The 20,324-nt window shown below is 58.8% G+C and carries 20 protein-coding genes; 5 read left to right on the top strand and 15 right to left on the bottom strand.

Going from position 1 to position 20,324, the window contains the following annotated elements; translation table 11 throughout:
- Window positions 1-38: 38 nt before the first annotated feature.
- The 3 genes from D781_RS10350 to asr form a co-directional block, all read right to left on the bottom strand.
- A complete protein-coding gene (locus tag D781_RS10350) occupies window positions 39-851 on the bottom strand; it encodes a serine protease (protein ID WP_015672267.1) in 813 nt (270 codons plus the stop codon).
- Between the two features lie 125 nt (window positions 852-976).
- Window positions 977-1,114: a hypothetical protein gene (locus tag D781_RS23980; protein ID WP_015672268.1), complete on the bottom strand. Its 138-nt coding sequence runs from the start codon at window positions 1,112-1,114 to the stop codon at window positions 977-979.
- Window positions 1,115-1,142: 28 nt separating this feature from the next.
- The gene (gene asr / locus D781_RS10355) at window positions 1,143-1,403 is read right to left on the bottom strand and encodes an acid resistance repetitive basic protein Asr (protein WP_015672269.1); all 261 of its coding nucleotides are present in this window, start codon (window positions 1,401-1,403) and stop codon (window positions 1,143-1,145) included.
- A gap of 163 nt (window positions 1,404-1,566) precedes the next feature.
- On the opposite strand from asr, the gene D781_RS10360 reads away from it, so the two are divergent.
- On the top strand, window positions 1,567-2,475 hold the full coding sequence (locus tag D781_RS10360) for an alpha/beta hydrolase (protein WP_015672270.1): 909 nt from the start codon (window positions 1,567-1,569) through the stop codon (window positions 2,473-2,475).
- A gap of 154 nt (window positions 2,476-2,629) precedes the next feature.
- Here the strand turns inward: D781_RS10360 and D781_RS10365 are convergent, their stop codons facing one another.
- The 7 genes from D781_RS10365 to folM all read right to left on the bottom strand — a co-directional run bounded on the left by D781_RS10365 (window position 2,630) and on the right by folM (window position 9,448).
- Entirely contained in the window at window positions 2,630-3,046 is a 417-nt protein-coding gene (locus D781_RS10365) for an RbsD/FucU family protein (RefSeq protein ID WP_015672271.1), read from the bottom strand.
- A gap of 56 nt (window positions 3,047-3,102) precedes the next feature.
- Window positions 3,103-3,867: an SDR family NAD(P)-dependent oxidoreductase gene (locus tag D781_RS10370; protein WP_015672272.1), complete on the bottom strand. Its 765-nt coding sequence runs from the start codon at window positions 3,865-3,867 to the stop codon at window positions 3,103-3,105.
- Between the two features lie 33 nt (window positions 3,868-3,900).
- Window positions 3,901-5,208, bottom strand: coding sequence for an MFS transporter (locus tag D781_RS10375; protein WP_015672273.1), 1,308 nt, complete (start codon window positions 5,206-5,208; stop codon window positions 3,901-3,903).
- 194 nt (window positions 5,209-5,402) lie between these two features.
- Window positions 5,403-6,437: a LacI family DNA-binding transcriptional regulator gene (locus D781_RS10380; RefSeq protein WP_015672274.1), complete on the bottom strand. Its 1,035-nt coding sequence runs from the start codon at window positions 6,435-6,437 to the stop codon at window positions 5,403-5,405.
- A gap of 189 nt (window positions 6,438-6,626) precedes the next feature.
- Window positions 6,627-7,937: a two-component system sensor histidine kinase RstB gene (gene rstB, locus D781_RS10385; protein WP_015672275.1), complete on the bottom strand. Its 1,311-nt coding sequence runs from the start codon at window positions 7,935-7,937 to the stop codon at window positions 6,627-6,629.
- Window positions 7,934-8,653: a two-component system response regulator RstA gene (gene rstA, locus D781_RS10390; protein ID WP_015672276.1), complete on the bottom strand. Its 720-nt coding sequence runs from the start codon at window positions 8,651-8,653 to the stop codon at window positions 7,934-7,936. Before rstA ends, rstB begins: the two co-directional genes overlap by 4 nt.
- A 72-nt stretch (window positions 8,654-8,725) precedes the next feature.
- Window positions 8,726-9,448: a dihydromonapterin reductase gene (gene folM, locus D781_RS10395; protein WP_015672277.1), complete on the bottom strand. Its 723-nt coding sequence runs from the start codon at window positions 9,446-9,448 to the stop codon at window positions 8,726-8,728.
- 161 nt (window positions 9,449-9,609) lie between these two features.
- Between folM and D781_RS10400 the strand changes: the two genes are divergently transcribed.
- Window positions 9,610-10,011, top strand: a complete 402-nt coding sequence (locus D781_RS10400; RefSeq protein WP_015672278.1) for a hypothetical protein — start codon at window positions 9,610-9,612, stop codon at window positions 10,009-10,011.
- A gap of 32 nt (window positions 10,012-10,043) precedes the next feature.
- Here the strand turns inward: D781_RS10400 and D781_RS10405 are convergent, their stop codons facing one another.
- Together D781_RS10405 and ydgH are read right to left on the bottom strand one after the other, a co-directional pair.
- A complete protein-coding gene (locus tag D781_RS10405; protein WP_041411799.1) occupies window positions 10,044-11,438 on the bottom strand; it encodes an amino acid permease in 1,395 nt (464 codons plus the stop codon).
- A gap of 234 nt (window positions 11,439-11,672) precedes the next feature.
- Window positions 11,673-12,620, bottom strand: a complete 948-nt coding sequence (ydgH, locus tag D781_RS10410; protein WP_015672280.1) for a DUF1471 family protein YdgH — start codon at window positions 12,618-12,620, stop codon at window positions 11,673-11,675.
- Window positions 12,621-13,154: 534 nt separating this feature from the next.
- Here ydgH and pntA point away from each other — a divergent pair.
- The 3 genes from pntA to fabV all read left to right on the top strand — a co-directional run bounded on the left by pntA (window position 13,155) and on the right by fabV (window position 17,582).
- Complete coding sequence (gene pntA, locus D781_RS10415; protein ID WP_015672281.1) at window positions 13,155-14,684, top strand: Re/Si-specific NAD(P)(+) transhydrogenase subunit alpha; 1,530 nt, start codon at window positions 13,155-13,157, stop codon at window positions 14,682-14,684.
- A gap of 10 nt (window positions 14,685-14,694) precedes the next feature.
- A complete protein-coding gene (gene pntB / locus D781_RS10420) occupies window positions 14,695-16,083 on the top strand; it encodes a Re/Si-specific NAD(P)(+) transhydrogenase subunit beta (RefSeq protein ID WP_015672282.1) in 1,389 nt (462 codons plus the stop codon).
- A 305-nt stretch (window positions 16,084-16,388) separates the two neighbouring features.
- Window positions 16,389-17,582 carry an enoyl-ACP reductase FabV gene (gene fabV, locus D781_RS10425; protein WP_015672283.1) on the top strand — a complete coding sequence of 398 codons (1,194 nt, stop codon included), beginning with the start codon at window positions 16,389-16,391 and terminating at the stop codon, window positions 17,580-17,582.
- Window positions 17,583-17,646: 64 nt separating this feature from the next.
- Here fabV and uspE read toward each other — a convergent pair whose 3' ends face one another.
- The 3 genes from uspE to ogt form a co-directional block, all read right to left on the bottom strand.
- Complete coding sequence (gene uspE, locus D781_RS10430; RefSeq protein ID WP_015672284.1) at window positions 17,647-18,609, bottom strand: universal stress protein UspE; 963 nt, start codon at window positions 18,607-18,609, stop codon at window positions 17,647-17,649.
- A 126-nt stretch (window positions 18,610-18,735) separates the two neighbouring features.
- Window positions 18,736-19,497: an FNR family transcription factor gene (locus D781_RS10435; RefSeq protein ID WP_015672285.1), complete on the bottom strand. Its 762-nt coding sequence runs from the start codon at window positions 19,495-19,497 to the stop codon at window positions 18,736-18,738.
- Between the two features lie 209 nt (window positions 19,498-19,706).
- Complete coding sequence (gene ogt / locus D781_RS10440) at window positions 19,707-20,231, bottom strand: methylated-DNA--[protein]-cysteine S-methyltransferase (RefSeq protein ID WP_015672286.1); 525 nt, start codon at window positions 20,229-20,231, stop codon at window positions 19,707-19,709.
- Window positions 20,232-20,324: the final 93 nt, after the last annotated feature.

Raw genomic sequence — 20,324 nt, forward strand, 5'->3', positions numbered from 1 at the left:
GGCCGGAGTGGCGCGTTCTGCCGTACGTGCAGGCCGCGCTATTTGTGCTGCGCCAACTGCTGTAGCTGGGCGTAAATGGCCGTCACCGCCAGCGCCCGGTTGTCGGCGCGATAGCGGTCTTTGGCCGCCGGCGCCGAGCTTTGAATGGCGATCAGCCGCCAGCCGTCCGCCGTTTTGAGCAGCAGCGGTGAGCCGCTGTCGCCGGGCAGGGTATCGCACTGGTGCGACAGCACGCCTTGCTGCGCCCAGCCGGTCACCTTGCAGCCTTGGTGGCTGTACAGGCTGTCCAGATGGTCTTCGGGGTAGCCGGCCTGAGTGATCAGCCGTCTGGCCTGTTTCATCGCCTGCGTCAGGGTCGGCGTATCGCCCTGCCACAGCGGCAGCGGCCGTAGCGGCAGCGGTTTTTCTTCTTTGATACGTATCAGCGCGAAATCATAGGCCGCCGCACCCGGCGGCACAATCCAGCCATCGCCGTCCGGCTTCAGCTTTTTCCCCAGTTTCCGATCGACCAGCGTTTCAATCTTATCCGTTTGGTATTTCCAGCCTTTGGGCTGAGCGATAAAACGCAGCGCTACCGCCTTGTCCAGCACGCCGGGCGGCGCCAGTACGCAGTGGCCGGCGGTCAGCGCCAGGTGCGGTGAAATCAGGGTGGCGGTGCATAAGTTGCCGCTGACGGTTTCGATCTGACCGATAGCTTGCCACGGCCAGACTTGGGTTTCACTGACTTTGATACGATCGTCTTTACCAAAAAACAGGCGGTTTTTCTCCGCATGGGAGGGGCCGTCGGCCCGGGCCGGTCCGGCGGTCATCAGTGGAAATGAGCACAACAACAGCAAAGCGGATATGCGCATAGATCTCTTGCCTGATACGGGGTAATCCATAAACTCACTGAATGTCTACTATAGACGGAAATTGCCGTGTTGGAACGTTCGCTGATTGATTTTTCAATAAATTCTGCATGAACGGGCGTTGATGCTCAGAGATAAAACGCCGCGGCGATCAGGCCGCAAACAATCAGCACGGCCAGTACGATTTCGAACAGATAACGGCGCAGCATAGATGACAGCCTCCGATAAAAAACACCCGGCGGGCCGGGTGTCTGGATGAACGTCATACGCGGTCAGGCGGGGCGCCCGGACGGATTAGTGCGCCGCTTTTTTCTGGTGTTTGGCGTGCTTGTGCGTTTTTTTCGCCGCCTGGGCTTTTTGCACCGGCGCCTTTTTGTGGGCGGATTTCACGTGTTTTTTCGCCGCCTGCGCTTTCTGTGCCGGCGCTTTTTTCGCTTTAACCGCGTGATGGTGGCTGGCGTGAGTGTGGGTTGCCGGAGTGGCGGCATCGGCGGCAAAGGCGACGCTGGACAGGCCCATTGCAGCGGCAACAACCAGAGCTAATGCTTTTTTCATTGTCGGTTCCTCAAGTGATTTTTCGTGTCTTAACCCCACTGCGGGGCCGTGGATAACAGCATAGGGGAAGCGCCGCCGGCTTTCCGTGCATGATTGGTTTCGGCGTGTAACGGTATGTACATGCTACACTGGCCTCAGCGAGGCGGAGATTAAGAGGTTGTTTATGCAGCAGATTGCGGTGCGAACCGGGATAGCGCCAAACGGCGGCCTGCCGATTGCGTATGAAGACTGGGGCGACGAAAGCGCGCCGCCCTTATTGCTGATTATGGGCATTGGCGCGCAGATGCTACTGTGGCCGGACGAATTCTGTCGGACGCTGGTTGAGCAGGGTTATCGGGTGATTCGCTTTGACAACCGCGATGTCGGCCTGTCCGGCAAAACCAGCGGGCGTCGCCGGCAGCCGCTGTGGCTGCTGATACTGCGCGCCCAGCTCGGCTGGCAGAGCGCGGTGCCCTATACGCTGGCGGATATGGCGGCCGATGCGGTTCAGCTGCTGGACCACCTGCAGATTCGACAGGCGCACGTGCTGGGCGGTTCGATGGGCGGCATGATTGCCCAGGTACTGGCCGCGGAATACCCGCAGCGGGTGCGCAGCCTGATCGTGCTGTTTTCCAGCACCAATCAGCCGCTGCTGCCGCCGCCGGCGCCGACGCTGCTATTCCAGCTGCTGCGGCCGTTTCCCGTAAAGGCGTCGCGCACGCAGCAGCAGCACTACTGTAAAACCCGCCTGCGTCTGCTGGCCAGTAAACGGTATCCGATGCAGGAGTCAGAGCTGGATACGCTGGTCAGCCAGTTGTTGCGGCGCGGCGGCGACAGCGAAGGGCTGCAGCGCCAGTTTTCCGCCCTGTTGGGCAGCGGCGATCTGCGGCGCTACAGCCGGCGTATTCAGGCGCCGACGCTGGTGATCCACGGCAGCGCCGACCGGATGGTGCGCAAGGCCGGGGGCGTAGCGGTGGCGCGGGCGGTTCCGCATGCCAGGCTGCATATTGTGCCGGATATGGGCCATGACCTGCCGCAGCCGCTGCGCGTGCCGTTAGCGACGCTGATTGCACAGCATATGGCGCCGCACTGACAGGGAAACAGGCCGGCCGTGTGTGGTATGCCGGCGCGTTTCCCTGTTATTTTAGTTACAACATACACTGGGTGAGTGGCAGGGCGGCACTCTGCGGCCGCCGTGTTGTTGGTAGGATAAGTGCGCTATAAAACCGGCCACGTAGCGGGGCCGATCAGAAGACGGGGGCAACCGTCAGCAATAGGTTAGCGAAGCGCCGCTGCTCGCCGGTGGCGATAATCAGCGCCGTGCGTTCCGATTTCACCTCGGCGTAAAACTGCTCCCGCTCCAGATAGGCGACGGGGCAGCCGTCCGGCAACAAACGCCGGTATTCATCCGCCGGAGTATGGGGATAATCGGCCGGCGCCGTCATCAGGGCGGCATGTTCCACGTTGATGCAGGTCAGGACTTTTTCCAGCACCAGCGGCGCGGGGATCATTCCCGGCGCCAGATTGAGGTACACCACGGCGGCGTCTTTACGGGCGTTGGTGGTGACCGCGTAGTTGGCGTCGGCGATCAGCAGCTGACTTTTGTGGCCGCATGCCGCCAATGCGCCGAGCAGCTGCGGGTGGATAAGCGCTGATTTAATCATGGTTAATGCTCCGTCAGCATAGCCGGCCGCCGTTGCGGGCTGCCGGCCAGGGGGGATTACATACGGTAAATACCGCCGTTGATATCGATGGTGGCGCCGGAGACGAAACCGTCATACTCTGCCGCCAGGAAGGTGATGACCCGCGCCACATCCTGCGGCGTGCCAGCTCTGCCCAGTGGGATAGCGCGGACGGTTTCTTCCGCCGATTCCTGGGTGGTGTGGCGATCGTGAAAACGCGTACCGAGGATCAGCCCGGGCGCCACCGCATTGACCCGCACGCCATGCTCCCCCAGTTCCGCCGCCAGTGAACGCGTCCAGGTCAGCACCGCGCCTTTACAGGACGAGTAAACCAACGAGCCGGAATGTCCGCCGGCGCGGCCGGCCAGCGAGGCCAGATTGACGACGCTGGCGCCGTCCGGCGCCGCCTTGAGGAACGGCAGCGCGCTTTGTGTGACGTTGAGCATGGTGGTCATATTTACGTCCAGCACCGTTTGCCAGAACTGACGGTCGATCTCCCCCAGCCATTTACGGCCGACGATGCCGCCGACGTTATTGATCAGGATATCAATGCCGCCGAGAAATTCGGCCCCGGCGCGCACGCAGCGTTCAGCGTCTGCGGTCTCAATCAAATCCGCGTAGCCGTAAGCCGCGCGCTGCCCCAGCGAATGCGCCAGCGCCACCAACGCCTTGGGGCCTTCTTCGCCGCTGTGGTAGTGCAGGTAAATATCGCAGCCGGCCTGAATCAGCTGCTCCGCCGTGGCCCGGCCGATGCCTTGCTCCGCGCCGGTGATAAAGACTTTCTTGCCGCTAAGATGACCCATGATGAATACCTCGTGTTAAGGATGAAAAGTGAGTTACGCCCTGATGACGCCTTCGCGCTGTTTAGCGCAGTAAAAAATGCAGATCAGGCCGGTGACCAGCAGGCACAGCGCCAGGAAAATCAGCCCCGGGATGCTGCTGCGGGTGAGGTCGTTAAGGACGCCCACCACATAGGGGGCGACAAAACCGCCGATGTTGCCAATGCAGCTCACCACCGCCAGGCCGGCGGCGGCCGACGCGCCCGAGGAGATATTGGCCGGCATGGATAAAAACGACGGCACGGCGGTGTAGATGCCGACGGCGGCCAGGCACAGGAAAGAGAGTGAGACAAACAGGTTGTATTGGAAGAACGCCACCGCGCCGGCCAGGCCGATGGCGGCCATCACCATGCTGATGCCGGCAAAAATAGCGATTTGCCGGGTTTTACTGGCCCACAGGCTCCACGGATAAATCAGCAGCGCGCCCAGCCCGTAGGGGAGCAACGCCAGCAGGCTGACGTGGAGAATATCGCCGCCGGAAATGGCGGTCAGGATGGAAGGCAGCCACATGCCAAAGCCATAAATGCCGCAGACCATGCCGAAATTCAGCAGGGCGTAAATCAGGTATTTTTTATTTTTAATCCCGTTAAAAAAATCGCCCAGGGTAATTTTGGAACCGGACTTGGTGCGCTGATTATTATTCATCAACCAGGCTTTTTCTTCTATGTCCAGATAGCCAACCTCTTTTGGTGAGTTTTTAATGATAAACGGAATCAGCAGGCCGATAATAATGGGCGGTACGCCTTCAATAATAAACAGCAGTTGCCAGGATTCGAGGCCGAACCAGCCCTGATCGATATTCAGAATAAAACCGGAGATCGGCGAGCCGATGGCATTGGAGAGCGGCTGCACAATAATAAACATGCCGAGGATTTTGGTGCGATACTTTTCCGGGAAGAAAACGGTAAAGTAATAAACCACCGACGGGAAAAAACCGGCTTCGCATACGCCCAGCATAAAACGGTAGATATACAGCTCCATCGGCGTGCGGGCAAAGCCCAGCAGGGTGGCGAAGATGCCCCACGAGATCAAAATGCGGGCAAACCAGATGCGCGGGCCGAACTTGATCGTGCCGGCATTGCTGGGGATCTCAAACATAAAATAGCCGATAAAGAAAATACCGGAGGCAAAGCCGAACGCCGAGGCGGTCAGCCCCAGGCTGTCTTCCAGCGCCATGGCGGCATAGGCCATATTATTGCGGTCAAGAAAGGCCAGGAAATATAATAAAATCATTAAAGGGACGATATGCAGCGTCAGCTTTCGTATTGCGCTGCGTTCAATATCCTGCGGCGTTCTGTTATTCATGATTATTTATCCGAGATAGGTTTATTGGCGTGATCCGTCCCCGGCGCTTGGCGCTCGCCGGTGTAATGAATAAACGTGTTATTTGCGTGCTGCTATTGGGCGTTAATCGATGATGACCGTGCCGTTGGCATTCATTATTTATTCCTCTTGTTTATCTCTACCGTTGCAATATCGCAGCTGGCGCTGAGCGGCCGTTACGCTTTGACTGACCGGCGGCTGACCAGGGTCGGCGGAAAAAGAAATTCGCCGGGCGGCAGCTGAGGGTCGTTGATGCGCCGGATTAAGCGTTCAACCATCACCTGCGCCATGGCGGCCTGTGGCGGCATCACCGAGGTCAGCCCCGGTTCGGCAAAGCCGGCCAGCGAAATATTGTCGATGCCGACGATGGACATCTGCTGCGGTATGCGCACTCCGGCGGCGCGCAGCCCGGTCATCAGGCCAATGCCCAGTGCATCGTTGATCGCCACAATGCCGTCCGGGCGGGGCGTCATGGCGAGTATGCGGCTGACCATTGAGCGGCCGAGTTCAAACATCTCCGTGTCGCCATATTCACTGCTGGCCTTGCCTTCGATCACCCGTTCATACGCCGGCAGCTGATGGCTACGCAGCGCCGCCAGAAAACCGTCGATTTTATTGCTGCGGCTCAGCGTCAGGGTGGCTTCGGTGGCAAATATAATCTGCCGGCAGCCGCGTTCAATCAGGTGTTGCGCCGCCAGACGGCCGGCTTCAACGTTATCCATGGAGACGCTGTCGACCAGCCGGGTATCGGCCGCCATGCTGTCGCTAAAGCGGTTGTCATAGCTGACGATCATCATCCCTTGCTCGGCGCTGCGGACAAAATGCGTTTGGCGGATATCGCTGGCCGCGACGATAATGCCGCGTACGCCGTGGGCGAACATATCGCTGATAAAGGCGCGCTCCTCGTCTTCCTGACGGTATGAGTTGCCGAGCAGCACGCGGTAGCGATACGCCCGCGCGGACAGGTCAACCTCGTGCGCCAGCGCCGAAAAGCTGGGGTTAACAATCGACGGCACCAGCAAACCGATAATATTCGGCTGTCCGTGTTGGCGCGGCGGCGCGCTCAGCGGGCGGTAATGCAGTTCCTCCATCGCCCGCTCAATACGCAACCGCGTTTCCGCGCTCATCTGATGGGTGCGATGATTAAGCAGGTTCGACACGCTGCTGATAGAAACGCCGGCCAGCCGGGCAACGTCACGAATATTGGCCATCTTGTTGCTATCCTTATGGTTGCCGGCCGCGAGAAGCCGCTGCGGACGGCGTTGCTGCGCCGATAGGCTGCAATCTATAAGGGAACGGTGGCGCAGGCAAGCGGCAAGCGGGCGGAGAACGCCGGCGAATATCGCTTTTGTGAAAACTGTCATGCGCAGCCGCCGCTGTTTACTAAACAGCGGCAGTGCTTAATCGGCGGTAGCGGCGTTTTTTAACAGGAGCGGGGATTTTACCGGCCAGCAGAAGCGGAAGCTGGCGCCGCCGAGCGGGCTGGCGTCGACAAACACCTGGCCCTGATAGGCGACGGCGATGGAGTGTACGATAGCCAGCCCCAGGCCGCAGCCGCCGGTAGCGCGGTCGCGGCTGGGGTCCAGCCGTACAAAGGGTTCAAAAATACGCTGGCGCTCGTCCGGCGGAATGCCCGGTCCGTCGTCTTCCACCTGCAGGCAGGCGATATCGCCGTCGAACCACAGGCCGATGCGCAGGCGCCGTTGCGCATAGCGCAGCGCGTTGTTCACCAGATTATCCAGCACCCGCTCCATCAGGCGCAGATCCACGCCGCCGAAGTCGCCGCGGTGGGGAATATCCAGCGCAATATCGCGCTCAGGATGAATCAGGCGCAGATCGTCCGTTTTGTCCTGCAGCCAGCCGGGCAGGTCGATCGGCTCGATATTCAGCGCCACCTGCGGGCGGTCGAGGCGCGCGTAGGTCAGCAGCTCGTCAATCAGCGATTCCAGCTGGCCGATATCGCGGTTCAGCGCCTGCTGTTCGCCGTCGGACAGGTTATCGCTCATCGCCAGCCGGTAACGCAGCCGCACCAGCGGGGTACGCAGCTCGTGGGCGATGCCGTCAATCAACTGTTTCTTACTGGCGATCAGGGTATTGATATTGTCCGCCATCTGATTAAAGGCCACACCGAGGCGGTTGAGGCTGGAGGTGGGATCAAAATGGGTGCGTTCATCCAGATGCCCGGCGCCGAGGCGCTGTGCGGCGTTTTCCAGCTTGAGCAGGTCCTGCCAGTGCGGCCGCATCCACAGAAAGACCGGCAGCGCCAGCGACAGGCCGATCAGCAGCAGCACCACCAGATCCAGCAGCCGCACCTGGTGCAGGTAGAACAGGTAGGGAATGGGGCCGACCACCAGCACGTAGTGGCTGCGCGGAATGCGCTGCATAAAGGTGTACTGATCGTCCAGCGCGATGATTTCCCCCAGCCGCAGCCGTTTTTTCATCTCATCGCTCAGCTTCTGCTTGCCCAGCGGTTCAATATGCAGCTGGAAGGAGAGGTTGAGATCCAGCGTATCGATGGTTTTATTCCAGTCCTTGAGCGGGATTTCCCGCAGTTCGCTGCGCATCAGGTACAGCGAACTTTTCATCAGGTCATCCATCGACTGACGGCCGGCGCGTTCGGCGGTGACCTTGTACACCAGCCCGACCAGCATCGCCATCACCAGAAAGCAGACGAACAGCAGCAGAAAGAACTGTACGAAGAGTTTTCTCATGGCTGCGCCGGTTCCCAGGCATTGGGGGCGAACAGGTAGCCTTTGTTGCGTACGGTCTTGATGCGGAAGGGATCCAGCGCATTGTCGTACAGCTTGCGGCGCAGGCGGGAAATGGCGACGTCGATGCTGCGATCCAGGCCGTCATAGCTGACGCCGCGCAGGTTCTGCAGCAGCGCTTCCCGGTCCATAATCTGCCCGGCGTGGGTCGCCAGCTCCCACAGCAGGTCAAAATCGGAGGTGGACAGGGTGATGGTTTCGTCCGCCAGCGTCACCTGGCGATTAACCGGGTCGATGCACAGCAGGCCGAAGTGCAGCGCGTTGTGCGGCGTCAGGGGCGCGGCGTCGTCGTGCCCCGCGGCGCCCTGGCGCAGATGCAGGCGCAGGCGCGCCAGCAGCACCGCCGGCGGCGTGGTTTTCAGGATATAGTCGTTGGCGCCCATTTCCAGCGACAGAATATGGTTCATATCGCTGTCGAGCGACGTCAGCAGTACGATCGGGCCGTGAAACTGCGGCCGCAGATCGCGGCACAGCGTCATGCCGTCTTTGCCGGGCAGCATAATATCCAGCAGCACCAGATCCGGCTGCTCCTGGGCAATGCGCGCCTGGGCGCTATCGCCGCGCGGCTCGACCAGCACCTCAATATCATGTTTACCCAGGTAGGCGGCGATTAATTTACCGACGTCGGCGTCGTCTTCTACAAAAACAATTTTGTGCATTTTTTCCGGGTGATTCTCAGCAAGACGGCATTCAGCATAGCGCGCCGTTACACATTGCGCCATGCGCTCCGGTCAGCGCAGCGGACGGCCGCCGTCGACGCCGTGGGTGCGGCCGGTCACATAGCGGCTGCCGAGCAGGTAGTGCACCAGTTCGACCACTTCGCTTTCGCCGGGGGCGACTTTCATCAGCGACTTTTGCAGCGCCTGCTGGCGATAGGCTTCATCGTCGCCGGGGTTAAAGATAATCAGCGCCGGCGCAATGGCGTTGACCTTCACTTCCGGCGCCAGCTTGCGGGCGAACGAACGGGTCATGTTATCCAGCGCCGCCTTGCTGGCGGCGTAAGCGATATGCTTGTCGCTGCCTTTTTCCACCACGTAATCCGTCAGATGGATAATATCGGCGCCGGCCTGTCCCTGACCGCGCAGGCAAGGCTCTAGCAGTTGGTTGAGCAGATAGGGGGTGTAAACGTGGATTTGCAGCATCGACGCCATCACCTGCTCCGGCGGCGTATACGGCGATTCGGCCTGCCAGGCGCTGGCGTTATGCACCAGCGCCCGCAGTTTAGGGGCGATTTCCCGCACCTGTTCGGCAAACTGATAGATGCCGTCGTGGGTGGAGAAATCGGCCTGAATACAGGTGGCGCCCAGTGATTTAAGCTCGGCGAGCGCCGGATAGTCGCTGCGGTAGGCGACGATCACCGGTACCTGGCGCTGCAGCAGCGAACGGGCCAACGCCAGGCCTATGCGGCGGGCGCCACCGGTGATCAGCACCGGCGCAGAGTCATGGGGTTCCATCGATTAAAGCTCCTGGACAGGCTGGCAAACAATAGGGGAATTATGCCATTATACGGCGTAAAATCGTTATAGCTTCGCATCGATTATCCATTTCAGGATGTAATATACCCTGAATATCCAGGGCGACAGGGTATACGCTGGCCAAAAGAGGAACTGAGGGGATGAGTAACGGTCACCTTGCATCCGTCGCGCGCAGTGAAACAATCTGCTTTGACTACATGGAATTTCTGTCTGCATCGTGCAAGAAGCACTGGCGCTTTGTTGATGCAATTTACGGCGTTATGCCGATTTTCGGCATGGTGCTGAAATCGCGTGCGGTATCCACGCAGACGCGTACTGAGCAGTTAAAAGAGCTGGCGCTGCAGGTGGTTTCCACCCAGGTCAGCGATGAAACCAACATCGTACGCCTGATCGATTTAGGGCAACAGCAGGGGTTGGCGGTATTTGATATTCTGCTGCCCTATGCGCTGGACAAAGCCCAACTGGCGGCGATTCAGCAGGAGTGTGCGGCAAGGGTGGTATTAACGCAGGTGGGTGAGCGGCTCACCATCAGCGCGCAGTAAAAATGACCGGGTATGGCACCCGGTCTTCTTCGTTATGACTGCAGCATAAACCAGCCGGCCGGTACGGTGGCCAGCAACAGCAGCAGAATGCTGCTTCTTTCCAGCTTGTTCAGCAACTTCACCTCATCATGGCCGCGGCGAGCATAGATAAACACCAGCAGCCCCGGCGCGTACAGCAGCACTGACATCAGCAGATGCATCAGTCCCGACGCATACAGCAGCCAGATGCCGTACAGACAGGCGCCGCTGGCTGCCGCAATCAGGCGTTTGTCATGGCGTTGCAGCGCCACTTTGAACAGGAAGGCGCCGACCAGAAAATATGGCACCAGGATCATTTCCGAGGCGATGGTCAGCAGCGAGTTGTAGTTGCTGCTGGTAAACCAGATCAGCACCAGCGCAATCTGCACCGCGCCGTTGGTCAGCCACAGCGAGGCGGACGGGGCGTGGTTTTTATTCTGCCGGCGGAACACCTTCGGGAAGGCGCCGTGCTGCGCGGCCAGCAGCGGCACTTCGGCCGCCATAATGGTCCAGCTCAGGTAGGCGCCGCACACTGAGATAATCAGGCCGACGGCGATAATCACATCGCCCCACGGGCCAAGCAGATCGACCATCATCACCGCCATCGACGGGTTGCGCATCTGCGCCAGCTCGCTGCGCGGCACCACGCCGAGCGCCAGCAGCGTCACCAGCAGGTAGACCGCCAGCGCGGACACCACCGCCAGCATGGTGGCCAGCCCGACATCCTTTTTATTACGCGCGCGCGCCGACACCACCACCGCGCCTTCCACGCCGATAAACACCCACAGGGTGATCAGCATGGTGTTTTTCACCTGCTCCCACACCGGCTTGCCGAGCGCCACGCCGGTGAAGTCGAGGGTGAATACGTCTATTTTAAAGGCGATAACCGCCAGCACGGCAAACAGCCCGAGCGGCAGCAGTTTGGCCAGCGTGGCGGCCAGATTGATGCTGGCGGCGGTCTGTACGCCGCGCAGCACCAGCGCGTGCACCACCCACAGCAGAACGGATTCCCCCACCAGCGCCTGCCAGGTATTGCCGTCGCCGAAGATCACCGCGCCGCTGCGGTCGGTGAAAATGCTCAGCGCGGCGAAGACGATCACCAGATAGGAAACGTTGGCGATCACCGCGCACAGCCAGTAGCCCCAGGCGGAGCAGAAGCCGACCAGTTCGCCGAAGCCCTCTTTGGCATAGGTGAAGATACCGCCGTCCAGATCGGGACGCAGCCGGGTCAGCAGCAGCATGGCGAAGGCCAGGAACAGAATGCCGACGCCGGTAATCGCCCAGCCGATCAGCAGGGCCGCCGGACTGGCCACTTCCGCCATATTTTGCGGCAGGCTGAATACCCCGGCGCCGAGCATGGAACTGAGCACCAGAGCGGTTAATGCGAGTAGACCTAATTTTTTTTCCAATGAAGGATCCCGAATACAGAATAAACAGCTGGAGAGCGCCGATTGAGCAGTAAAAACAGGGTGACGATCACCGTGCATTTAGACAATCAACCCTGAAAAACGGCGCAGATTCTACGGACGGACGCAGCGGGATGCAATGATTGAATATGCGGAACGGTTAAAAAGTTATTCAGTCGCGGCGGAAAGAAAAACGGGCAGCGCCAGGGCTGCCCGCAGGAGGGAGTAAAACGCGGATTATTTGAACAGATCGGCGCTGACGGTCAGATTGCCGCCGCTCTTGTTCTGCCACTGACGGGTGACGTGATAGTACTTGGCGCCTTTGGCGGCCGCACGCTTCGCCACTTCAGTGGAGACGTCGGTCATGCTGTTGAAGTGGCCGGTAAAGGTTACGGAGTCAAACGGCTGCATCTGCGCGGCGGTCACGTTGTTCACTTCCTGAATCTTGGTGCCGTCGGCCAGGGTGACAGTGTAACGCTTACCGGTTGACGACTGTGTTTCGAAGAAGCGGCCGACTTCACGGCTTGGTGAGCCGGAAGAGGCGACGCCCGGGATCTCGACCTTCGCCGCAGCGGCACCGCCGGCGGCCAGCGCGGCCTTACCAGCTTCCGAGTCGGCCGGAATTGCATCCGGGCTCTGTACCACGCGTTTCGGCGCATTGGCTTTGTAGACGTAGGCGGTCACATATTGGTTGCCGCCCTGGTTGGCGTCGACCTGACGGACGATAAAGAAGGAATCGGCGCCTTTTTTCTTCGCCAGTTTGGAGATGGCGTCGTTAACGTCCGGCTGGCTGCGGAAGAAACCGCTGGCGCTGACGGTATCAAACGGCTCTAACTGGTAGGCCTGCTCTTTCGGCAGCTCTTTCACACCGTTGAAGACGCGGTAGTGGCTTTTCTCTACTTCCGGCGCATCGCTGCGGTAAATGTCTGCCGTCACGCGCCAGTTGCCGCCGTTGTTACTATTATTAATGTCTTGAATATAGAAAGCGTCGGCGCCCAGTTTGTCGGCGCGGCGAGAGACGGCGGTGGCGGCTTCGTTGATGGCGTTGAAACGGCCGGTGATGGTGATGCGATCAAACGGCTTGATCGCCGCCGCTTTCTCAGGCGTTAACTCTTGCGCAGCATGAGCGGACAGCGCGGTAAGTGATAACAAGGCTGATGCGATGATCGTGTTCTTCAGCTTCATAAAAAATCCTTTCGCCTAGCGCATTAACGTTTATAACGTGCTGAACTGTTGAGGTGTTATTCAGCCAGTGATTATTACATGTAATCTTGGCAGGTGTCTCAGCATTTTATGGCATCGCATGAGACAAATCTGTTAATGCGGCGGCGTTATTTTCCGTTGGCTTCAAGTATAAGTATCCATAATAAAGATTTTGTTTGGATAAGTGTTGTTTATTCACATTTCTATAACTTTTATGCCGCATCGCCGCAGCAGGCTGAGTTTGCGCGGATTTGCGGTGAGAAGAAAACTGCCTGTTTTTATTGGCGCTTAGGCCGTCTTTCTCAGGGAAAATTGCGTTTTGTCATATCCGTGCGTGAATTTTTATGTAAAAACTCATCCGATGGGTTAAGCAAACGTAGATCATCGATCTTATTTTCAGTAGGTTATAGATAGCGCCGCCCGCTATCCGCCGCCAGCCTTTGGCAAAGGGGGCGGGAACGGCGTTATCACTATGGGGTTGGAAGATAATAAGATCATAATCCGGAAGGGAATATTATGCGTATTGGTGTACCTAGAGAACGGTTGGCCAATGAAGCTCGCGTCGCTGCCACGCCGAAAACGGTGGAGCAGCTGCTGAAACTGGGTTTCAGCGTCGCCATTGAGCGCGATGCGGGCAAACTGGCAAGCTTTGAAGATGTCGCTTACGAACAGGCCGGCGCGACGGTGGTCGACACCGCCGAGGTGTGGCAGTCGGATCTGATCCTGAAGGTCAACGCGCCGCAGGAAGAGGAGATCGCCCTGATGCGTGAAGGGAGCACGTTGGTCAGCTTTATCTGGCCGGCGCAGAACCCTGAGCTGATGGAAAAACTGGCGGCGCGGCGCATTACCACGCTGGCGATGGATTCCGTACCGCGGATCTCACGCGCGCAGTCGATGGATGCGCTGAGCTCGATGGCCAATATCGCCGGCTATCGCGCCATCGTGGAGGCCGCGCACGAATTTGGCCGCTTCTTTACCGGGCAGATCACCGCCGCCGGTAAAGTGCCGCCGGCGAAAGTGATGATTATCGGCGCCGGCGTTGCCGGCCTGGCGGCCATCGGCGCCGCCGGCAGTCTGGGGGCGATCGTCCGCGCCTTTGACACCCGCCCGGAAGTGAAGGAGCAGGTGCAGAGCATGGGCGCGGAATTCCTGGAGCTGGACTTCGAGGAAGAAGCGGGCAGCGGCGACGGCTATGCCAAAGTGATGTCCGAAGCCTTTATCAAGGCGGAGATGGCGCTGTTCGCCGCGCAGGCGGAAGAGGTGGACATTATCGTCACCACCGCGCTGATCCCGGGCAAACCGGCGCCGAAGCTGATCACCAAAGAGATGGTCGCCAGCATGAAACCGGGCAGCGTGATCGTCGATCTGGCGGCGCAAACCGGCGGCAACTGTGAACTGACCGTGGCCGATCGCATCACCACCACCGATAACGGGGTGAAAATCATCGGCTATACCGATCTGCCGAGCCGCCTGCCGACCCAATCTTCCCAGCTGTACGGCACCAACCTGGTCAACCTGCTGAAGCTGCTGGCCAAGGAGAAAAACGGCGAGTTGGATATCGACTTTGAAGACAGCGTGATCCGCGGCGTGACGGTGGTGCGCGAGGACGAGATTACCTGGCCGGCGCCGCCGATCCAGGTCTCCGCCCAGCCGAAACCGCAGGCGCAGGCCGCAGAGCCGCCGGTCAAAGAGGAGAAAAAACCGCTCTCGCCATGGCTGAAGTATGGCCTGATGGCGCTGGCGGTGGTGCTGTTCGGCTGGCTGGCGGACGCGGCGCCGAAAGAGTTCCTGTCGCACTTCACCGTGTTTGCGCTGGCCTGCGTGGTTGGCTACTACGTGGTGTGGAACGTCAGCCACGCGCTGCATACGCCGTTGATGTCGGTCACCAATGCGATTTCAGGCATTATCGTGGTGGGTGCCCTGTTGCAGATCGGCCACGGCGGCTGGGTGAGTTTCCTCTCCTTTATCGCCGTGCTGATTGCCAGCATCAATATTTTTGGTGGATTCACCGTCACTCAGCGCATGCTGAAGATGTTCCGTAAATAAGGGGTAACCAATGTCTGGTGGATTAGTTACAGCTGCATACATTGTTGCCGCTATTTTATTTATCTTGAGCCTCGCGGGTCTGTCGCGTCATGAAACCTCCAAGCTGGGCAACCGCTTCGGCATCGCCGGCATGGCGATTGCGTTGATCGCCACCATCCTCGGGCCGGACGCCGGCAACGTAGGCTGGATCATCATCGCGATGATTATCGGCGGTTCAATCGGCGTTTATCTGGCCAAGAAGGTGGAAATGACCGAGATGCCGGAGCTAGTGGCGATGCTGCACAGCTTCGTCGGCCTGGCGGCGGTGCTGGTTGGCTTCAACAGCTATCTGGACCACGGCGCGCCGATGGAGCCGGTGATGGAAAATATCCATCTGAGCGAAGTGTTTCTCGGCATCTTTATCGGCGCGGTGACCTTTACCGGTTCCATCGTGGCGTTTGGCAAGCTGCGCGGCAAGATTTCCTCCAAGCCGCTGATGCTGCCAAACCGCCATAAGCTGAACCTGGCGGCGCTGGTGGTCTCTTTCCTGCTGATGGTGATGTTCGTCTCCAGCGACAGCGTCGGGCTGCAGGTGTTCGCGCTGCTGGTGATGACGGCGATTGCGCTGGCGTTCGGCTGGCATCTGGTGGCCTCGATCGGCGGGGCGGATATGCCGGTGGTGGTGTCGATGCTCAACTCCTATTCCGGCTGGGCGGCGGCGGCGGCCGGCTTTATGCTGAGCAACGATCTGCTGATCGTCACCGGTGCGCTGGTCGGCTCCTCCGGTGCCATCCTGTCTTACATTATGTGTAAGGCGATGAACCGTTCGTTTATCAGCGTGATTGCCGGTGGTTTCGGCACCGACGGTTCGTCTACCGGCGAGGCGGAAGAGATGGGCGAATACCGTGAAACCACGGCGGAAGAGGTGGCCGAGCTGCTGCGTAATTCCAGCTCGGTAATCATCACCCCGGGTTACGGTATGGCGGTGGCGCAGGCGCAGTATCCGGTGGCGGAAATCACCGAAAAACTGCGCGCCCGCGGCATTAACGTGCGCTTCGGCATTCACCCGGTTGCCGGTCGTTTGCCGGGCCATATGAACGTGCTGCTGGCGGAAGCCAAGGTACCGTACGACGTGGTGCTGGAAATGGACGAGATCAATGACGATTTCGCCGACACCGACACCGTACTGGTGATCGGCGCCAACGACACCGTCAACCCGGCGGCACTGGAAGATCCGCGCAGCCCAATCGCCGGTATGCCGGTGCTGGAAGTGTGGAAGGCGCAGAACGTTATCGTGTTTAAACGCTCGATGAACACCGGCTATGCCGGCGTGCAGAATCCGCTGTTCTTCAAGGAAAACAGCCAGATGCTGTTTGGCGACGCCAAAGCCAGCGTGGATGCGATTAAAAGCGCCTTGTAATTGTCCGGCGTCATCCTGCTGAAAACCACCATGCCGGCCACATTACGTGGCCGGCATTTTTTGCTCCCGGCCGGCGTGCCGCCTAAGCTGAGTAGTTTATAAACGGTGAATCACCGAGCGAAGGGGGCGCGTGTTGAACGCACGAATAAAGTGACAGTGTTACCTATATGGGCGGGTAAAAAATGCGGAATCGCGCACCAAATTGCTCATAACTTGTGCAATCCAACACATCAGATCACAATTAAGGGGCGTAATGCGGTATCTTATGTCCCGATTTCATCCATTTAACGGATCCTAGACCCAATATGATTATCAAACCTAAGGTTCGCGGCTTTATCTGCACCACCACTCATCCGGTGGGTTGTGAAGCCAATGTACGTCGCCAGATTGCCTATACCAAGCAGCAGGGCGCTATCGCTGATGGCCCGAAACGCGTACTGGTTATCGGCGCCTCCACCGGTTATGGTCTGGCCTCCCGCATCGCTGCGGCTTTCGGTAGCGGCGCAGCCACTATCGGCGTGTTCTTTGAAAAAGCCGGCACCGAAACCAAACCGGCCACCGCCGGCTGGTACAACTCAGCCGCGTTCGACAAGGCTGCCAAAGAAGAAGGCCTGTACGCGAAAAGCATCAACGGCGATGCGTTTTCCAACGAATGCCGCGAGAAAGTGATTGAACTGATCAAGCAGGACCTCGGCCAGATCGATCTGGTGGTGTACTCGCTGGCTTCTCCGGTGCGTAAAATGCCGGAAACCGGCGAAGTGGTGCGTTCCGCACTGAAGCCAATCGGCGAGGTGTACACCACCACGGCGATTGACACCAACAAGGATCAGATCGTCTCCGCCACCGTTGAACCGGCGACGGAAGAAGAAATTGAAAACACCATCACCGTGATGGGCGGCCAGGACTGGGAACTGTGGATGTCCGCGCTGGAAGGCGCCGGCGTGCTGGCGGAAGGCGCGAAATCCGTGGCTTACTCCTATATCGGCACCGACCTGACCTGGCCAATCTACTGGCACGGTACGCTGGGCCGGGCGAAAGAAGATCTGGACCGCGCAGCGACCGCTATCCGCGGCGACCTGTCCGCCAAAGGCGGCACCGCGCACGTGGCGGTGCTGAAGTCCGTGGTGACCCAGGCGTCCTCCGCCATTCCGGTGATGCCGCTGTATATCTCCATGGCCTTCAAGATCATGAAAGAGAAAGGCATCCATGAAGGCTGCATGGAACAGGTCTACCGCCTGATGCGCACCCGTCTGTACGGCGACGACAAGTCGCTGGACGACCACGAGCGCATCCGTATGGACGACTGGGAACTGCGTGACGACGTGCAGCAGGCGTGTCGTGACCTGTGGCCATCCATCACCTCGGAAAACCTGAGCGAGCTGACCGACTACACCGGTTACAAGCAGGAGTTCCTGCGCCTGTTCGGCTTCGGTCTGGAAGGCGTGGACTACGATGCGGACGTCAATCCGGACGTACGCTTCGACGTTATCGAGCTGTAATTTTCAGCCAGACGTCAACAGGGCCCCGCGGGGCCCTGTTTGTTTTTACGGCTGCGGCGCGGCCTCAGTCCTCATCGTCGTGTTCATCATCCTCATCGGCCTCAATCGGGCAGTTGAAGTCTTCCGGTTTGATCACCAGCAGGTCACATTTCAGATGGTCGATCACATGTTCGGCGGTATTGCCGATAAATGCGGCGGAGATACCGGTGCGCCCCAGGGTGCCCAGCACCACCACGCCGGCCTGCAGATGCTCGGCCAGATCCGGAATCACTTCCTCCGGCAGACCTTTTTCGACGTGGGTAAACTCCTCATTGATGCCGAATTTCTGGCGCAGCGCCTTCATGGCAATCAGATGCTGGCCGCGAATGGCGTCGTTGTAAACGCTGGGGTCAAAATCGGGGAGTTCGATGGCGATATTGATTGGTGTAACCGGGTAGGCGCCGACCAGATGGACTTCAGTCTGGTTAACGTTTTCCGCCAGTTCGACGGTTTCCTGCACCAGGCGAATATTGAGCGGGTCGTGGTACGGCTCCTCGCTGGACAGGTTAACCGCCACCAGCGCCTTGCCGCCTTCCGGCCAGGGCTGATCTTTCACCATCCACACCGGGCATGGGCACTTACGCAACAGGTGCCAGTCGGTCGGGGTGAAAATCACCGATTCCAGCCGGTCATGCTGATGCGCCATTTTCAGCAATAAATCATGTTGTCCGCTCAGCACTTCCTGAATAATGGCCTCAAACGGACGGTTGTGCCAGACCACTTTGATTTCGATCGGCACGCCATCTTCCAGGTAAAAGCGACACTGTTCCTTGATCCATGCGGCGCGCTGGCTGATCACGCCCTGGCGCATCGCCGTGCGTTCATCGGGCGACAGCAGGGTGGTCATTTCGTAAGAGAAGTCATAGATAGGAAGGAAGGCCTTGATGCGCCCGCCATTCCGCTTGACCAGGTATACCGCGCGGCGCAACGCCGGCTGGTCATCCTGGTTGGGGTCAATAGCCACCAGAAGATTCTGATACATCGCCATTAGGGCCTCCTTACAGCTGAAATCAACAGTCTGTTAATTTACAGAGTAACCTAACATTGAAAAACAGAACAGTAGAGAGAAGATGAGCCGGATCAATAATTAGAAATTATTGATCCGGCAAGGGTATCAGACGGCGGCGACGCTGATGCGCGGGGTGCCGGCCAGCTGTGACAACGCGTCCGCATTCTCAATGGTAATGTATTTGCCTTTGACGCTGAGGATCTCGCTTTTCTGGAAGCGGCCCAGCAGGCGGCTGATGGTTTCTACCGTCAGGCCGAGGTAGTTGCCGATATCGCCGCGCGTCATGGTCAGGCGGAACTCACGCTGCGAGAAACCGCGTTCGGCGAAGCGGCGCGACAGATTATAGACAAACGCCGCCAGCCGCTCTTCCGCGTTCTTTTTCGACAGCAGCAGGATCATATCCTGATCGCCTTTGATCTCACCGCTCATCAGGCGCATGATCTGCTGACGCAGATTCGGCATTTTACCGGCCAGATCGTCAAGGGTTTCGAACGGAATCTCGCACACCATGGAGGTTTCCAGCGCTTGGGCAAAGCTCGGGTGCTTCAGCGAGCCGATAGCGTCAAAACCAACCAGATCGCCGGCCAGGTGGAAACCGGTAATCTGCTCATCGCCCTGTTCGGTAATGGTGTAGCTCTTGATGGTCCCTGAACGGATAGCGTACAGGGATTTCAGTTCATCACCGGCCTTGAACAGGGTCTGGCCTTTCTGGATCGGTTTCTTCCTTTCAATGATGTTGTCGAGCTGGTCAAGCTCATGGGCATTGAGGGTGAAAGGGATACACAGTTGGCTGATGCTGCAATCCTGACAGTGGATCGCACAACCACCGGACTGGATACGACGGGTCACGCGTTTTTCAGGGATCATAGATTACGCTCACGCAATAATTGATATGTGTCAATTTTAACATCTTTTGCGTCAGCTGATAAGGGAAACAATAGTAAGAATAGGGGCATGTTGTGCGATATTTAACCAGCCCATGGCGCTTTTATGCTGTTAGCACGCTAAGCGTCGCTCTTTCGAGGCATGATGGCCGCGCTGGGGGCGGCCATCATGATTAAGGCGGGTAGAAACGGCTACAGCAACGCCTTGGGCAGAAAGCCTTCATGCTGCAACAGCCATTGCTTGCGCGCCATGCCGCCGGCATAGCCGGTCAGCGCGCCCTGTGAGCCAATCACCCGGTGGCAGGGCACCACAATGCTGATGGGATTGGAGCCATTCGCCATACCCACGGCGCGTGAAGCGGTCGGTCGGCCGATGCGTTTGGCCAGTTCGCCATAGGTGATGGTTTCACCGCACGGGATACGGCGCAACTGCTGCCAGACGGTGCGCTGGAACTCGCTGCCGGCGGTCATCACCGGGATATCATCGATCACCGCCAGCTCGCCGGCAAAGTAGCGCTGCATCAGGCTGCTCAGGCCGCCGGGGTCACGCTGCTCCTGCAGCCGGAAACCGTCGCGGCGGTAATGGGTGTTCAGCAGTCTGATCAGCTTGTCGTAATAGTCGGTCCAGTCGACGGCGCGCAGCTGACCTTGCTCATCGGCGATCAGCACCAGTTCGCCCACCGGGGTTGGCATCCGGTCAATTAAAAATGTCTGCATACGTTCACTCCTCTTTACTGATGCCCCGATTATTGCATGAAACCCTGTGCGGCGATGGCGGTTTTCGGACATTAACCTGCGCATTACCCACAA

This window comes from Serratia sp. FGI94, assembly GCF_000330865.1.
GTDB classification, from domain to species: Bacteria; Pseudomonadota; Gammaproteobacteria; order Enterobacterales; family Enterobacteriaceae; genus Serratia_B; species Serratia_B rubidaea.

Excerpts from the sequence above, each read along its gene's own strand:
- D781_RS10350 (WP_015672267.1), bottom strand. The coding sequence starts at position 851 with ATGCGCATATCCGCTTTGCTGTTGTTGTGCTCATTTCCACTGATGACC.
- D781_RS23980 (WP_015672268.1), bottom strand. The coding sequence starts at position 1,114 with ATGACGTTCATCCAGACACCCGGCCCGCCGGGTGTTTTTTATCGGAGG.
- asr (WP_015672269.1), bottom strand. The coding sequence starts at position 1,403 with ATGAAAAAAGCATTAGCTCTGGTTGTTGCCGCTGCAATGGGCCTGTCC.
- D781_RS10360 (WP_015672270.1), top strand. The coding sequence starts at position 1,567 with ATGCAGCAGATTGCGGTGCGAACCGGGATAGCGCCAAACGGCGGCCTG.
- D781_RS10365 (WP_015672271.1), bottom strand. The coding sequence starts at position 3,046 with ATGATTAAATCAGCGCTTATCCACCCGCAGCTGCTCGGCGCATTGGCG.
- D781_RS10370 (WP_015672272.1), bottom strand. The coding sequence starts at position 3,867 with ATGGGTCATCTTAGCGGCAAGAAAGTCTTTATCACCGGCGCGGAGCAA.
- D781_RS10375 (WP_015672273.1), bottom strand. The coding sequence starts at position 5,208 with ATGAATAACAGAACGCCGCAGGATATTGAACGCAGCGCAATACGAAAG.
- D781_RS10380 (WP_015672274.1), bottom strand. The coding sequence starts at position 6,437 with ATGGCCAATATTCGTGACGTTGCCCGGCTGGCCGGCGTTTCTATCAGC.
- rstB (WP_015672275.1), bottom strand. The coding sequence starts at position 7,937 with ATGAGAAAACTCTTCGTACAGTTCTTTCTGCTGCTGTTCGTCTGCTTT.
- rstA (WP_015672276.1), bottom strand. The coding sequence starts at position 8,653 with ATGCACAAAATTGTTTTTGTAGAAGACGACGCCGACGTCGGTAAATTA.
- folM (WP_015672277.1), bottom strand. The coding sequence starts at position 9,448 with ATGGAACCCCATGACTCTGCGCCGGTGCTGATCACCGGTGGCGCCCGC.
- D781_RS10400 (WP_015672278.1), top strand. The coding sequence starts at position 9,610 with ATGAGTAACGGTCACCTTGCATCCGTCGCGCGCAGTGAAACAATCTGC.
- ydgH (WP_015672280.1), bottom strand. The coding sequence starts at position 12,620 with ATGAAGCTGAAGAACACGATCATCGCATCAGCCTTGTTATCACTTACC.
- pntA (WP_015672281.1), top strand. The coding sequence starts at position 13,155 with ATGCGTATTGGTGTACCTAGAGAACGGTTGGCCAATGAAGCTCGCGTC.
- pntB (WP_015672282.1), top strand. The coding sequence starts at position 14,695 with ATGTCTGGTGGATTAGTTACAGCTGCATACATTGTTGCCGCTATTTTA.
- fabV (WP_015672283.1), top strand. The coding sequence starts at position 16,389 with ATGATTATCAAACCTAAGGTTCGCGGCTTTATCTGCACCACCACTCAT.
- uspE (WP_015672284.1), bottom strand. The coding sequence starts at position 18,609 with ATGGCGATGTATCAGAATCTTCTGGTGGCTATTGACCCCAACCAGGAT.
- D781_RS10435 (WP_015672285.1), bottom strand. The coding sequence starts at position 19,497 with ATGATCCCTGAAAAACGCGTGACCCGTCGTATCCAGTCCGGTGGTTGT.
- ogt (WP_015672286.1), bottom strand. The coding sequence starts at position 20,231 with ATGCAGACATTTTTAATTGACCGGATGCCAACCCCGGTGGGCGAACTG.